Genomic DNA, 13,979 nt, shown 5'->3' with positions numbered 1-13,979 from the left:
CGGCCCGTCCCCCCGGGCGGGCCGCGGCGTCGACATGACCGGATCAGGCCGCCGGGTACCAGACGGTTCCGCTGCCGCCGTGCTCGGTGAGGGTGGTCGCGATGATCTCGCCCTCCCGGAAGTAGCGCGGGTGCTGCTGCAGGAAGCCGGGGAAGGAGTCCAGGGACGTCGCGTCACAGACCCCGTCGGTCTTGATGCAGAAGCGACGGACCGGGACCCCGGGGAACTCCTCCGGCCCGGTGCCGGGGGAGTACGCCACGAACGGGACGAGGACCCCCTGGGGCACCAGGCGCCAGAAGCCGGTGCCGGGCTGCATCGGGTCGGAGTAGAGCATGCCGTCGACCTGTTCGCGGGGCACCGCGGTGCCGCCCGCGGCGATCGTCTGGAGCAGCAGGTCGCCGACCCAGGCGCCCTGGGAGTAGCCGGCGATCGTGAAGCGGGCCGTCGGGTCGGCGCGGTAGGCGTTCTCCAGGGCGGCCCTGGCGTTCCAGTAGCCCTGGTTCACGCTGTCGCCGAAGCTCGGTGCGAAGGGGGCCGGCATCTCGTTGTGGCTCCCCACGAAAGGCCCGCCGCTGGCCGCGTAGCAGACGGGGACCGCGATGCCCCCCTTCAGATTCCGGTTCGCGGCATCGAAGGTCGTGGTGCACCCGGGCGCCTCCGCGGCCGCGCCGGTGCCGCCGATCTCGATGTAGTAGTGGTTCGCGGGAGCGGCGTGCGCGGTCGCGGGTGCGACCACGGCACCGGCGAGTAAGAGGACCGTCGATGCGACGACGGACTTGAGGCGGCGGGCGAGCCTGTTCGGCTTCCTGGTGGACATACGGGTCAACTCCCCTGGGTCGAGGCGGCGCCGCGTCGGGTGCGGCGGCCGGGGCCCATCGTGGTGTTCGTGCTGGTCGGGGGACCATGCCCGCAACCGGCCATATGTGGCCGGTCGACCGCACCCCGTGGTTTGACCAAGATCTGAGAGGACATCCGACACAAGTGGCAGGACCGTCGTCGGGGGAAGGGTGTTCATGTGACCAGCCGGTTCGGTGCGTTGCTCCGCGGTCTGCGGCACGAGGCGGGGATGACGCAGGAGCAGCTGGCCGAGTGCTCCCGGCTCGGGGTCCGCACCATCCACCGGCTGGAGACCGGCAAGCCCACCGACGCCCGGATGGGGACGGTGAAGCAGGTCGCGCACGCGCTGGCCGACGCGTTGCGGCGCGACCGTGACGAGCTCTGGACGGAGCTGCTGGCCGCGCACCGCGGCAGCGGGGCCGCCGGGGAGGACCTGCGCACCACGCCCGCGCCCCTGCCGCCACCCGCGCCCGGGCCCGTACCGGAACCCGAGCCGGCCCGGCCCGTTCAGCACGGCACGCTGCCGACGTCCCGGGGCGTCCTCGAGGAGGTCGCCGCGGCGCTCGCCCACGACGTCTACGGCCGCTGCATCCGCGAGGAGGAGCAGCGCCGCATCCACGACCCCTTCCCGCTGCCCGTGCGGTGGCGGTCGGCGCCCGCGGACCTGCTGGACCACTGGGACAACATCAGCGGCGCCCCGCCCGGATCGGTCCGCGGCCCGCTCGCCCTGGACGGCAGCCTCGCCGACATCGCAGGCGTCTACCGGCGCGTGCGGTCCGGGCGGCTGGTGGTGCTCGGCCGGGCCGGCTCGGGCAAGACCGTCCTCGTCCTGCGCTTCGTCCTCGACCACCTCGGCGCGCGCTCCGACGGCGAGCCCGTGCCCGTGGTCTTCAGCATGGGATCGTGGGACCCGACCGGCACCACCCTGCGCGACTGGCTGATCGCCCGTCTGCTGCGCGACCACCCGAACCTCGGCGCCCGCGCCCCCGGCGGCTCGACCCTCGCCGCCGACCTGGTGGACGCCGGATGGATCCTGCCGGTCCTGGACGGGTTCGACGAGATGGCCACCGGGCTGCTCGGCGTCGCCCTGCGCGAACTCAACGCGAGCGCCCTGCCGCTGCTCCTGACCAGCCGCACCGAACAGTTCGCCGAGGCCGTCGCGGTCGAGGTGCTCCGCAGGACCGCGGGCATCGAGCTGCTGGACCTGGACGCCGACGACCTGGTCCACTACCTGCCCCGCACCGCGCGCCCCACCGCACCGGCCGACCGGGACGGACGGGCCGCCACCGGATGGGACCCCGTGCTGGAACGGCTGCGCACCGACCCGGCCGGCCGGCCCGGCGCCCGCCTCGCGACCGTACTGAGCACCCCGCTGATGGTCCTGCTCGCCCGGACCGCCTACAGCGACACCCCGGCCGAGGATCCGGCCGTGCTGCTGGACGCCACCCGCTTCCCGACCCCGGAGGCCGTCGAGGAGCACCTGCTGGCCGGCTTCGTGCCGAGCGTCTACCGGCCCGGCCCCCCGCTCGCGTCCCCCGGCCGCCGCGCGCGCAGGACCCACGGCTGGGACCCACGGCGCGCCCGGCACTACCTGGGGCACCTCGCCGAGCACCTGGACCGGCCCGAGCGGCACGGGGGCCAGGACCTGGCGTGGTGGCAGCTGCGCGACTCCCTGGGGCTGCCCACGCGCATCCTGGCCGTGGTCCTCGCCTGCTCCCTGGTCACCGCCGTCGCCGACTGGCTGGTCTTCCCGGCCAGGAACCTGGCCGCGGGCCGCGGCGCCTGGTTCGCGCTGGGCTCGGGCCTGCTGGACGCGCTGCTGTTCGGCCCCGCGGTCGGTCTCGCCTTCGGACTGGTCTACGGACTCATGTCCGCGCTCGGGATCCGCGCCTTCGAGCCGTCCCGGGTACGGATGCGGCTGCCCGGCCGCCGCCGGCCTGGCGCGGCCGTTCCCGCCCGCAGGTTCACCACCCTGGTCCCGGCCGGAGTGCTGGGCGGCTTCGTGATGGGTCTCGGCTGCGGGCTCGCCTTCACCGTCGGTGCGCAGCTGACGTACGGCGGGGTGGTGGTCAACGCGGCGGTGCTCGGGGCGACGGCCGTCAACTGTCTGATGTACGGGCTCACCTTCGCCCTGGCGGGCGGTCTCGTCCTCGGGCTCGTGGCCACCCTGGAGACGCCCATCGACCTCGGCTCCGCCGCCACCCCGACGGACCTGCTGGCCATCAACCGCAGCATCGTGGTGCGCCAAGCCCTCTTCCTCGCGCCGATGCTCACCCTGGTGATCGCCTTCGGCGGCCGGCTGATGACCGAGCTCCTCCAGGGGGTCCTCGGCCCGCTGACCTGGCCGATGGCCGACGGGCTCGCGCTCGGCGCCGTCGGCGGCCTGGCCGGCTCGCTCTCCTACGCCCTGGCGTTCACCGCCTGGGGCCAGTGGGTGCTCCTCACCCGCGTCTGGCTGCCCCTGACCGGCCGCCTCCCCTGGGCGACGGTCGCCTTCCTGGAGGACGCCTACCGGCGCGGCGTCCTGCGCCAGGTCGGCGCCGTCTACCAGTTCCGCCACGCGCGCCTCCAGCACCACCTGCGCGGACGGCCCACGGGCTGAGGGCCGTCCGCCGCGCAGCGGGCTCAGGCGACGGTCAGGACGATCTTGCCGGTGGTGCGGCCCAGCTCGCCGATCTCGTGGGCCTTCGCGGCCTGCTCCAGCGGCAGCACCGTGTCGACCAGGGGCTTCAGCAGGCCCTGCTCCACCAGAGCCGCGATCTCCTCCAGGCCCTTCAGGTCCGGCTCCACGAGGACCCAGGCGGCCTGCACGCCCCGGGTGTCGGCCGGGATGCCGTCCGGGCCGGGCAGGGTCACCAGGTGGCCGCCCGGCTTCAGCACCTTCAGCGAGCGCTGCGCGTAGTCCCCGCCGATGGCGTCGATCACGACGTCCACGTCCGTGACGGCGTCCTCGAAGTCCGTGGTGCGGTAGTCGATCACCTCGTCGGCGCCGAGGCCGAGGAGCAGCTCGTGCTTGGCGGCGCTCGCGGTGCCGATCACGTACGCGCCCCGGGCCTTGGCGATCTGCACGGCCAGGTGACCGACCCCGCCGGCCGCGGCGTGCACCAGCACGCGCTGCCCGGGCGAGACCGCGGCGGTGTCCACCAGCGCCTGCCAGGCGGTCAGTGCCGCCAGCGGCAGCGCGGCCGCCCGGACGTGGTCCAGCGAGACGGGCTTGCGGGCGAAGTGCCGGGCGGGAGCCGTCACGTACTCGGCGTAGGCGCCGGCCTGCTGCGGGAAGCGGGGCATCCCGTAGACCTCGTCGCCCACCCGGTGGAGGGTCACGCCCGCGCCGACGGCCTCGACCGTGCCGGACACGTCCCAGCCGACCTGCGGGACCGGCCCCCAGGGGATGAGGGCACCGCTGGCCCGGGTCTTCCAGTCGACGGGATTCACCCCGGCGGCGTGCACGCGGACGAGGACCTCTCCCATCCCCGGCTCCGGGCGGTCCAGCTCGGTCTCGGTGAGTACCTCGGGTCCGCCCCACTGGCTGACGACGACGGCGCGCATGTGTTTCTCCTCAGGTGTGTGTCGGGTGTCGGGTGCTTCAGGTGTGCCGACTGCTGCTGTGACATCAGCTTCGGCGCCCGGAGAAGCCTGTGGTGTTGGCCTGACGGCCACCATGTGTCAGGATCTGGCCATGCACCGAATCGCCGTACTCGCCCTCGAAGGGGTCCCCCCGTTCGAGCTCGGCATCCCCTCCCGCGTCTTCGGCAACGCCCACGACGGGGCCGGGAACCCGCTCTACGAGGTGACCGTCTGCACCGCCGACGGCCTGCCCGTGACCAGCGACGCGGGCTTCACCGTGGGCGTCACGGCGGGCCCCGAGGCCCTCGCCGCCGCCGACACCGTGATCGTCACGCCCACCCACGCCATGGACGAGCTCGCGCACGGCGCCCCCCTGCCGCAGCCGCTGACCGACGCCCTCGCCGCGATCCGGCCCGGCACCCGGCTGGTCTCCCTCTGCACCGGCTCCTACGTGCTCGCCGCCGCCGGGCTGCTCGACGGCCGGCCCGCCACCACGCACTGGCTGCACGCGCCCGAGTTCCAGCGCGGCTTCCCCCGCGTCCGGCTCGACGAGGAGGTCCTCTTCGTCGACGACGGCGACATCCTCACCTCGGCCGGCGTGGCGGCCGGCATCGACCTCTGCCTCTACCTGATCCGCCACGACCACGGCACGGCCGTGGCCAACCGGGCCGCGCGGCTCTGCGTGGTCCCGCCCTGGCGCGACGGCGGCCAGGTCCAGTACATCGACCGTCCCGTACCGGAGCCGACCGTCGCCACCACCACCGCCACCCGCGCCTGGGCCCTGGAACGCCTCGCCGAACCGGTCACCCTCGCCGAGCTGGCCGCGCACGCCCGGATGAGCCTGCGCACCTTCACCCGGCGGTTCCGCGACGAGGTCGGGATGACCCCGGTGCAATGGCTCACCGCCCAACGCCTGGAGCTGGCGCGCCACTTGCTGGAGTCCAGCGACCTGCCGGTCGACCTGGTCGCCCACCGCGCCGGCTTCGGTTCGGCCAACTCCCTGCGCCAGCACATGCGTTCCACGCTCGGTGTCTCCCCGATCGCCTACCGGCGCACCTTCCAGCCCGCCCCGGCGTGACCCCGGCATGACTCCGGCATGACGCCGCGGGTAATCGCGGTCGCGACCGCCCGCTGGCACGATCTGATCGACGGCCCGCACCGGCGGACCGGTTGACGAGGGAGAAGACCATGACCGCGTACGCCATCGGCCACATCCGCCCCGACACGATGAACGAGGACATCCTCGAGTACATCGAGCGGATCCAGTCGACCATGGAGCCCTTCGGCGGCCGCTTCCTCGTGCACGGCAAGGAGGTCGAGGTCCTGGAGGGCCCCTTCCCCGGGACCGTCGTCATCATCGGCTTCCCGGACATCGAGCGGGCCCGCGCCTGGTACGCCTCACCCGCCTACCAGGCCATCCTCCCGCTGCGCACCGACCACATCGCGGGCGAGGTCATCCTGGTCGAGGGCGTCCCGGACGACTACGACGCGAAGAGGACGGCCGCCGCCCTGCGCGAAGCCACGGGACTCTGAGGATGGGCAACCGGGCGACCTTCGTGCTCGTCGGGCCCGACGGGCCGGTGCGCCACCGCTCCTCCTACGGCGCGGTGGGACTCGACCTCGACCTGCTGGCCGGGCCCGAAGCGACGCTGCCCTTCCTGCGCACCCATGCGATCGACGACAGCTGGTACCCCGACGACATGATCGAGGCGGGCGTCCTCGCCGACCCCGCCCGCCGGCTCCTGCTGGTCTTCACGTGGGAAGGGCCGGCCGCCTCCCTGCGCACCCGGGCCGCCACCCTGGAGCTGCTGCGGGGCGCGTGGCCCGGCTGGCAGGTGCGCTGGCTCTACGACGGCCAGAGCGGGCTGCGCGCCCACCTCGGCCTCGATCCGCAGGAGCCCGACCGCTCCGTGTACCCGGGCCCGGCGCTGGAGCCCGGCGACGAGGAGCTCGACGACCCCGACCCGGCGGTGGCCGTGGTCACCACCGGGTCGGGGCGCTGCCACGTCCTCGCCGACATCGGCGACCACCCGGTCGAGGAGGGGCCCGCCCTGCTGGACCGGCTCCGGGACGCACCGGACCACGGGAGCCACCGGCTCCGGGCGGACGCCGGCATCCACGTGGACCCGCAGCGGCGCCGGGTCGGCTGGTGGCTGAACACGGCCCGGGCCCACGCCGGTGGCATCGCAGCCCGCTGGCCCGGCTGGACCGTGGAGTTCTGGGAGGACCGCTGGTCCGAGCACCGGCGGGCCTCCGGCGGCCGCTTCGCCCCGCCCGCGGCGGACCGCGCCGCCGCGCTGGCGGACGTACGGGACCACGCCCTGGAACGGTGGGCCGGGCCGCGGGGCGACGTGCGGGCCCGGCTCGTCGCGAGGCACCCGCACATCGTGGTCGGGCAGGGCTTCGCCCCCGCCGTCACGGCCGCGCAGGCCGCCGACGCCCGCACCGCCGTCGAGAAGGCGTACGCGTCGGCCATCGGCTCCTGACCTCGGGCCCCCGACGTGCCCGGGGGGTGCGAGCATGGGCGTCATGGCTACTCACTTGATCACCGGTGCCGGATCCGGCATCGGCGCCGCCGTCGCGACCCGCCTGCACGCCCGTGGCGACGACCTCGTCCTCCTCGCCCGGGACGCCGCCCGGGGCAAGCAGCTCGTCGAGCGCTACCCCGGCTCCCGGGTCCTCGTGGGGGACCTCGCCGACCCCGACCGGCTCTCGTGGGCGTTCTCCAAGCAGGCGATCCCCGAGCGCATCGACTCCCTGCTGCACATCGCCGGGATCGTCGACCTCGGACCGGTGGGTGAGCTCCGGCCCAAGACCTGGCACCAGCAGCTCAACGTGAACCTGATCGCCCCCGCCGAGGTCACCCGGCTGCTGCTGCCCACCCTGCGGGCCTCCGGGGCCACCGTCGTCTTCGTGAACTCCGGCGCCGGCCTGACCGCCCACGCCGACTGGAGCGCGTACGCCGCCTCCAAGCACGGGCTCAAGGCCCTCGCCGACTCGCTGCGCGCCGAGGAGAAGCCCCACGGCATCCGCGTCACCTCCGTCTACCCGGGCCGCACCGCCAGCCCCATGCAGGCCAAGGTGCACTCCCAGGAGGGCAAGGAGTACGACCCGGCCGCCTGGATCGACGCCGAGTCCGTGGCGACCACGATCATCATGGCCGTCGACCTGCCCCGCGACGCCGAGGTCAACGACCTGAGCGTCCGGCCGGGCCGATGAGCGCGGGCGCCACCGGCGTCGGATCGCTGCCCGGCGGCGACGCCCGCGAGGCAGCGAAGACCGTCACCGGGTCCTTCGAGGAGTTCCCCTACCTCGCCGAGCTGCCCGCCCGGGGGCCCGGCGCCGACATGATCGGCCGCTCCCTCGGGCTGCTCGTCGACATGTACGCCCACGTCGAGCCCAGCGGCTGGCGGATCAGCGACCGCCCGGGACGGGACTCCAAGCGGGCCCGGTCCTGGCTGGGCGAGGACCTCGACGCGCTGGAGGAGTTCACCCAGGGCTACACCGGGAAGCTCAAGGTCCAGGCCGTCGGACCCTGGACGCTGGCCGCCGCCCTGGAACTGCACGGCGGCGAGGCCATGCTCCAGGACCCGGGGGCCTGCCGGGACCTGGCCGGATCGCTGGCCGAGGGCCTGCGCGAGCACCTGGCCGACGTGCGCAAGCGGGTACCCGGCGCCGACGTCGTGCTGCAGCTCGACGAGCCGTCCCTGACGGCCGTGCTGCTCGGCCGGGTCCGCTCGGCGAGCGGCTACCGCACCTACCGCGCCGTCGACCGGCAGGTGGTGGAGGGCGCGCTGCGCGACCTGTTCGCCGTCCACGACGGGGACGTCGTCGTGCACTCCTGCGCGCCCGAGGTTCCCTTCGGTCTGCTCCGCAGGGCCGGTGCCACGGGGGTGTCGTTCGATTTCTCCCTGCTCACCGAGCGCGAGGACGACGCCATCGGGGAGGCGGTCGAAGGCGGCACGAAACTCTTCGCCGGAGTGGTGCCCGGCACGGACGCTCCGTTGTCGGACCCGGGCGGTAGCGTCATGGGTGTCAGGAAGCTTTGGCGCAGGCTGGGGCTGGCCCCGGGGACTCTGGCGGAGTCCGTCGTGGTCACTCCGTCGTGCGGTCTGGCGGGCGCTTCGCCCGCCTACGCCCGTGCGGTGCAGGCGCATTGCGTCAGGGCGGCGAGGTCGCTCGCCGACAACCCTGAGTGACGGTCGAGACGGGCCACGGGAGGACACGGCATGGCAGCCGAACAGCAGGAGACGGCAGTACCGGCGGCGGTGCGCGATCAGCACGCGCTGCTGGCCGAGCAGGTCGAGGAGCACCGCTTCCGGTACTACGTGAACGACCAGCCGGTCGTCAGCGACGCCGAGTTCGACCAGCTGCTGCGCTCGCTGGAGGGACTGGAGGACCAGTACCCGGAGCTGCGCACGCCCGACTCGCCCACCCAGAAGGTGGCCGGGGCGTACGAGACGGACTTCGCCTCCGTCGAGCACCGCGAGCGCATGCTCTCCCTCGACAACGCCTTCGACGACGAGGAACTGGCGGCCTGGGCCGAGCGGGTGGCCCGGGACGTGAACACCTCGGACTACCACTATTTGTGCGAGCTCAAGGTGGACGGCCTCGCCGTCAACCTCACCTACGAGAACGGCCGCCTCACCCGGGCGGCCACCCGCGGCGACGGCCGCACCGGTGAGGACATCACGCCCAACGTCCGCACCATCGCCGAGATCCCGGACCGCCTGGGGGGCGACCGGATCCCGGCCCTGGTCGAGATCCGCGGCGAGGTCTTCTTCCCCATGGAGAAGTTCGAGGAGCTCAACGCCCGGCTGGTGGAGGCGGAGGGCAAGCCCTTCGCCAATCCGCGCAACGCGGCGGCCGGTTCGCTGCGGCAGAAGGACCCCAAGGTCACGGCGAGCCGCCCGCTGCACATGGTCGTGCACGGCATCGGCGCCCGTGAGGGCTTCGAGATCGTGCGCCAGTCGCAGGCGTACGAGCTGCTGCACGAGTGGGGTCTGCCGACCGCCCGGCACAACAAGGTGGTGGCCTCGCTCGCCGAGGTCCGGGAGTTCATCGCGGACTTCGGCGCGAACCGTCACTCGGTGGAGCACGAGATCGACGGCGTGGTCGTCAAGCTCGACGAGATCGCCCTGCAGGGCCGGCTCGGCTCCACCGCGCGCGCCCCGCGCTGGGCGATCGCCTGGAAGTACGCACCGGAAGAGGTCAACACCAAGCTGATCGACATCAAGGTCGGCGTCGGCCGCACCGGCCGAGTGACCCCGTACGCGCAGGTGGAGCCGGTGAAGGTGGCGGGCTCCGAGGTCGAGTTCGCGACCCTGCACAACCAGGAGGTCGTCAAGGCCAAGGGCGTCCTCATCGGGGACACCGTGGTCCTGCGCAAGGCGGGCGACGTCATCCCCGAGATCCTCGGCCCCGTGGTGGACCTGCGCGACGGCAGCGAGCGGGAGTTCGTGATGCCGGCCGTCTGCCCCGCGTGCGGGACGGAGCTGCGGCCGATGAAGGAGGGGGACATCGACGTCCGGTGCCCCAATGCCCAGACCTGCCCGGCCCAGTTGCGCGAGCGGCTCTTCTACCTGGGCGGCCGGCAGTCCCTGGACATCGAGAACTTCGGCATGGTGGCGGCGGCCGCGCTGACCGGCCCGCTGGAGCCGGCCCGGCCGCCGCTGCTCGACGAGGGTGACCTCTTCGGCCTGACCATCGAGCAGCTGCTGCCCATCAAGGCGTACGTCCTGGACCCGGACAGCGGGCTGCCCAAGCGGGACCCGAAGACGGGCGAGGAGAAGATCGTCACGGTCTTCGCCAACCAGAAGGGCGAGCCGAAGAAGAACGCCCTGTCCATGCTGGAGAACATCGCGGCCGCCAAGGACCGCCCGCTCGCCCGCATCATCAACGGCCTGTCGATCCGTCATGTCGGACCGGTCGCGGCGGAGGCCCTCGCCCGTGAGTTCCGGTCGATCGAGCGCATCGAGCAGGCCACCGAGGAGGAGCTGACCGCGACCGAGGGGGTCGGCGCGATCATCGCGGCCTCCCTCAAGGAGTGGTTCGCCGTCGACTGGCACCAGGAGATCCTGCGCAAGTGGCGGGAGGCCGGGGTCCGGATGGAGGAGGAAGGTTCCGCCGAGGACGAGGGGCCGCGGCCGCTGGAGGGGCTGACCGTCGTCGTCACCGGCACTTTGCAGAGCCACACGCGGGACGGCGCCAAGGAGGCGCTGCAGAGCCGCGGCGCCAAGGTCACCGGATCCGTGTCGAAGAAGACCTCCTTCGTCGTGGTCGGCGACAACCCCGGCTCGAAGTACGACAAGGCCGTACAGCTGAAGCTCTCCATCCTCGACGACGCCGGATTCGCGGTGCTGCTGGAGCAGGGCCCGGACGCGGCGCGCGAGGCCGCGCTCGCGGTGGACGGCGAGGGCGAAGGGGAGTAGCACGAAGAGGGGAATCGCCGAGGGGGAGTAGCGAAGGCGAACGGATGCGTGGCGTGCGGCCGTACGGGCGGGCGCACGCCAGGCGCGGCGAACGGTGGTAAACGGCCGGTACAAGGCTGGTCGCAGGGCGGTGAGCTGTCGGATCATCGGATGGGTGACAGGGGGGCCCGGTCCAAACTCACCCGTTCGGCGGATACCGTACTGATGAGGATGGCTGGGTCGCATTCGGGCAACCACTGCCGACCGCTGCCCCTGGGAGCCTCGCGCGTCCTACTGTTGAGGGGTGCGCCTGTCGTGCACGGCTGCAGGATGCGATTTCGGCCGTGGTGGCATGACATCGGGGCCATCGCGTGACATCGGCATCGCCGGCTGTGAGAGGTACGGGCATGAAACCCACCGAAAGCGCCGACCCGTCACCTGAATCCGGCGGGGGACTCCCGTCCATGCGGGCGGGCAGGACGGGCAGACTCGGTGTCCTGGGTGCCAGGACGCCCGAGACCCGACCGATCGACACCGGTGCGGGCGGGCAGGAGCGGCGCGGCGTGCTGCCCTTCCTCGTCGTGGGCCTCGCCGTCGCGGCGCTCACCACCGGCATCGTGACCGCGCTGAGCGGTCGTCATGCGCTCTTTCCCGGCGGGCCGGTCGGCTGGGCGCTGGCCCTCCTCACCGGCATCATCGTCGGCCACCTCGTCGCCCTCGGCCGCGACCGCTGGTGGGGCGGCACCGGATCGGGCGCCGCGCTCACCCTCGGCGTGCTCATCCTCTACGGATGGGTCCCCGCCGGACTGGTCTCGCTGGCGGTGGTCTCGCTGGTCGGGGCCGCGCGACGGCACCGCTGGCGGCAGGGCCTGCTGCACGGCTCCGTGGACATCCTCGGCATCGGCGCCGGGGCCGTCGTCCTCGCCGCCTTCGGCGAGGTGCCCTCCGTCGAAACCCCCTGGCTGCCCACCACCTGGGGGCTGGAGGCCGTCCCCGAGATCGTCCTCGTCGCCGTCGCCTACCTCCTCGCCACCCGCGTCCTGCTCTGGATCGCCCTGGCCCCGCGCGGCGGCGGCCTGCCCACCGTCGCCCGCACCGCCCTGCTCCGGCAGGCCTTAGTGGCCGTCGCGCTGCTCGGCATCGCCCCCCTGATCTGCGTCGTCGCCGTCAGCCAGCCGGTGCTGCTCCCGCTGTTCGCCGTACCGCTGATCGCGCTGGACTCCACCCTGTGGATCGCCCGGGCACGCGCCGAGGAACAGCTGCGGGACCCGCTCACCGGACTGCCCAACCGGCAGTGGCTGCTGGAGCGGGCCTGGTCCGCCCTGGACGAGGCCGAACGCTCGGGCACCCGGGCGGCCCTGGTGCTGATCGACCTGGACCGCTTCCGGGCGGTCAACGACACCCTCGGACACCTGGCGGGCGACCGGCTGCTGCTCCAGATCGCCGAGCGGCTGCGCCAGGCCCTGCCCGAGGACGCCGAGGCGGCCCGGCTCGGCGGCGACGAGTTCGCCGTCCTGCTCCCCTTCGCCGACTCCACCACCAGCGCCCAGCGCATCGCCCGCCACCTGGTCGCCGAGCTCAGCTCCCCCCTCGACCTGGACGGCCTCACGCTCGTCCTGGAGGCCAGCGCCGGCCTCGCCGTCTTCCCCGACCACGCGCTCGACGCGGAGGGGCTGCTGAGGCGCGCGGATGTGGCGATGTACCAGGCGAAGCGCGACCGTACGGGCGTGGAGGTCTACGAGTCCAAGCGGGACAGCAACACCCCCGACCGCCTGGGCCTCCTCGGTGACCTCCGCAGGGCCCTGGACGCCGGGGAAGTGGAGCTCCACTACCAGCCGAAGGTCCGCTTCGACGGCCAGGTGGCCGGGCTCGAAGCCCTCGTACGGTGGGTGCACCCGGAACGCGGACGGGTGTCCCCGGACGAGTTCATCGCGATCGCCGAGACCTCCGGGCTGATGCCGCACCTGACGGAGTACGTGCTCGAGACGGCCCTGGCCCAGGTGGCGCGGTGGCGGGCCCAGGGCCTCAAGGTCCCGGTGGCCGTCAACGTCTCACCGCGCGACGTCCACACCCCGGGCTTCGCGGGCGCGGTCGCCGCGCGACTGGCCCGCCACGGGGTCCCGGCGAGCGGGCTGCAGCTGGAGATAACGGAACACGTCCTGCTGGAGGACCCCCAGCGGGCGGCGGACACCATGGCCGGGCTCACCGGTCACGGCGTGAAGATGTCCCTGGACGACTTCGGCACCGGCTACTCCTCGCTCGTCCACCTGCGCCGCCTGCCGGTCAGCGAGCTCAAGATCGACCGGTCCTTCGTCGGCCGGCTGGCGGTCGACACGCAGGACGCGGAGATCGTCCGCTGCACGGTGGACCTGGCGCACTCGCTGGGCCTGCTGGTCGTGGCGGAGGGCGTCGAGGACGACGAGACGTGGGAGCGGCTGCGGGACCTGGGCTGCGACGCCGTCCAGGGCTGGCTGGTCGCCGCCGCCATGCCGCCCCAGGAGGCCACCGCCTGGCTGCTGGCCCGCGGCGAGCGCGGCTGGCGCCGTCCGGCGGACATCACGGCGGAACTGGCCGCCGCCGAGGCCGACGCGGTCTGACCGCCGTCGGCCCGGCCGGGCGCGGCGCCGCTGCCGGGGCCCCCGCCCCCGGACCCCCGCGCCTCGAACGCCGGCGGGGCTGGATGCGGCCGACGCCGGCACCATCCAGCCCTGCCGGCGTTTGACGCGCGGGTCCGGGCGGAGCCCGGGAGGCTCCGCGCAGCGGCCCCGCCCCGGCATCGGCGCAAACCGTTTAGCAGGCCGAGCGCCCGGCCCCATAGGATTGGGACCGAAACTACACATCCACCCACCCCCAGAGGATCGCTGCATGCCTGGCATTACGCGCGAGGAGGTCGTCCACCTCGCTCGGCTGGCGCGCCTTGAGCTGTCCAGCAACGAGCTGGATCACTTCGCCGGACAGCTCGGCGACATCATCGGCGCGGTCGCCCGCGTTTCCGAGGTCGCCGACCAAGACGTCCCGCCGACCTCCCACCCGCTGCCGCTGACGAACGTCATGCGCGCGGACGAGGTCCGTCCGTCGCTCACCCCCGAGCAGGCGCTCTCCGGTGCTCCCGCCCAGGAGCAGCAGCGTTTCAAGGTGCCGCAGATCCTGGGGGAGGACTAACAA

The 13,979-nt window shown here is 73.5% G+C and carries 11 protein-coding genes; 9 read left to right on the top strand and 2 right to left on the bottom strand.

From position 1 onward, the window contains the following. Positions 1-43: 43 nt before the first annotated feature. Positions 44-817 carry a PE-PPE domain-containing protein gene (locus ACWGE1_RS10235; protein WP_453420079.1) on the bottom strand — a complete coding sequence of 258 codons (774 nt, stop codon included), beginning with the start codon at positions 815-817 and terminating at the stop codon, positions 44-46. Between the two features lie 198 nt (positions 818-1,015). On the opposite strand from ACWGE1_RS10235, the gene ACWGE1_RS10230 reads away from it, so the two are divergent. Then, the gene (locus ACWGE1_RS10230; RefSeq protein ID WP_453420078.1) at positions 1,016-3,439 is read left to right on the top strand and encodes a helix-turn-helix domain-containing protein; all 2,424 of its coding nucleotides are present in this window, start codon (positions 1,016-1,018) and stop codon (positions 3,437-3,439) included. A 23-nt stretch (positions 3,440-3,462) separates the two neighbouring features. On the opposite strand, the gene ACWGE1_RS10225 is transcribed toward ACWGE1_RS10230, so the two are convergent. Further along, positions 3,463-4,386 (bottom strand): NADP-dependent oxidoreductase, encoded by a 924-nt coding sequence (locus ACWGE1_RS10225; RefSeq protein ID WP_453420077.1) that lies wholly within the window; start codon positions 4,384-4,386, stop codon positions 3,463-3,465. 130 nt (positions 4,387-4,516) lie between these two features. Between ACWGE1_RS10225 and ACWGE1_RS10220 the strand changes: the two genes are divergently transcribed. The 8 genes from ACWGE1_RS10220 to gatC all read left to right on the top strand — a co-directional run bounded on the left by ACWGE1_RS10220 (position 4,517) and on the right by gatC (position 13,976). Further along, entirely contained in the window at positions 4,517-5,482 is a 966-nt protein-coding gene (locus ACWGE1_RS10220; protein WP_453420076.1) for a GlxA family transcriptional regulator, read from the top strand. 110 nt (positions 5,483-5,592) lie between these two features. Beyond that, positions 5,593-5,937 (top strand): DUF1330 domain-containing protein, encoded by a 345-nt coding sequence (locus tag ACWGE1_RS10215; RefSeq protein WP_453420075.1) that lies wholly within the window; start codon positions 5,593-5,595, stop codon positions 5,935-5,937. 2 nt (positions 5,938-5,939) lie between these two features. After that, positions 5,940-6,890, top strand: coding sequence for a hypothetical protein (locus ACWGE1_RS10210; RefSeq protein WP_453420074.1), 951 nt, complete (start codon positions 5,940-5,942; stop codon positions 6,888-6,890). 43 nt (positions 6,891-6,933) lie between these two features. Then, on the top strand, positions 6,934-7,623 hold the full coding sequence (locus tag ACWGE1_RS10205) for an SDR family oxidoreductase (protein ID WP_453420073.1): 690 nt from the start codon (positions 6,934-6,936) through the stop codon (positions 7,621-7,623). Then, positions 7,620-8,603, top strand: a complete 984-nt coding sequence (locus ACWGE1_RS10200) for a methionine synthase (RefSeq protein ID WP_453420072.1) — start codon at positions 7,620-7,622, stop codon at positions 8,601-8,603. Before ACWGE1_RS10205 ends, ACWGE1_RS10200 begins: the two co-directional genes overlap by 4 nt. Before the next feature lie 30 nt (positions 8,604-8,633). Beyond that, on the top strand, positions 8,634-10,835 hold the full coding sequence (ligA, locus tag ACWGE1_RS10195) for an NAD-dependent DNA ligase LigA (RefSeq protein WP_453420071.1): 2,202 nt from the start codon (positions 8,634-8,636) through the stop codon (positions 10,833-10,835). Between the two features lie 386 nt (positions 10,836-11,221). Further along, a complete protein-coding gene (locus ACWGE1_RS10190; protein WP_453420070.1) occupies positions 11,222-13,411 on the top strand; it encodes a putative bifunctional diguanylate cyclase/phosphodiesterase in 2,190 nt (729 codons plus the stop codon). A 268-nt stretch (positions 13,412-13,679) separates the two neighbouring features. Then, the gene (gene gatC, locus ACWGE1_RS10185) at positions 13,680-13,976 is read left to right on the top strand and encodes an Asp-tRNA(Asn)/Glu-tRNA(Gln) amidotransferase subunit GatC (protein ID WP_030010586.1); all 297 of its coding nucleotides are present in this window, start codon (positions 13,680-13,682) and stop codon (positions 13,974-13,976) included. Positions 13,977-13,979 lie beyond the last annotated feature (3 nt).

This window comes from Streptomyces sp. NPDC054932 (assembly GCF_053610205.1).
The sequence above is the reverse complement of the archived record's forward strand: the minus strand, read 5'-3'. Positions and strand labels throughout refer to the sequence as shown.

Coding starts and splice junctions, on each gene's coding strand:
- ACWGE1_RS10235 (WP_453420079.1), bottom strand. CDS start 817: ATGTCCACCAGGAAGCCGAACAGGCTCGCCCGCCGCCTCAAGTCCGTC.
- ACWGE1_RS10225 (WP_453420077.1), bottom strand. CDS start 4,386: ATGCGCGCCGTCGTCGTCAGCCAGTGGGGCGGACCCGAGGTACTCACC.
- ACWGE1_RS10220 (WP_453420076.1), top strand. CDS start 4,517: ATGCACCGAATCGCCGTACTCGCCCTCGAAGGGGTCCCCCCGTTCGAG.
- ACWGE1_RS10215 (WP_453420075.1), top strand. CDS start 5,593: ATGACCGCGTACGCCATCGGCCACATCCGCCCCGACACGATGAACGAG.
- ACWGE1_RS10210 (WP_453420074.1), top strand. CDS start 5,940: ATGGGCAACCGGGCGACCTTCGTGCTCGTCGGGCCCGACGGGCCGGTG.
- ACWGE1_RS10205 (WP_453420073.1), top strand. CDS start 6,934: ATGGCTACTCACTTGATCACCGGTGCCGGATCCGGCATCGGCGCCGCC.
- ACWGE1_RS10200 (WP_453420072.1), top strand. CDS start 7,620: ATGAGCGCGGGCGCCACCGGCGTCGGATCGCTGCCCGGCGGCGACGCC.
- ligA (WP_453420071.1), top strand. CDS start 8,634: ATGGCAGCCGAACAGCAGGAGACGGCAGTACCGGCGGCGGTGCGCGAT.
- ACWGE1_RS10190 (WP_453420070.1), top strand. CDS start 11,222: ATGAAACCCACCGAAAGCGCCGACCCGTCACCTGAATCCGGCGGGGGA.
- gatC (WP_030010586.1), top strand. CDS start 13,680: ATGCCTGGCATTACGCGCGAGGAGGTCGTCCACCTCGCTCGGCTGGCG.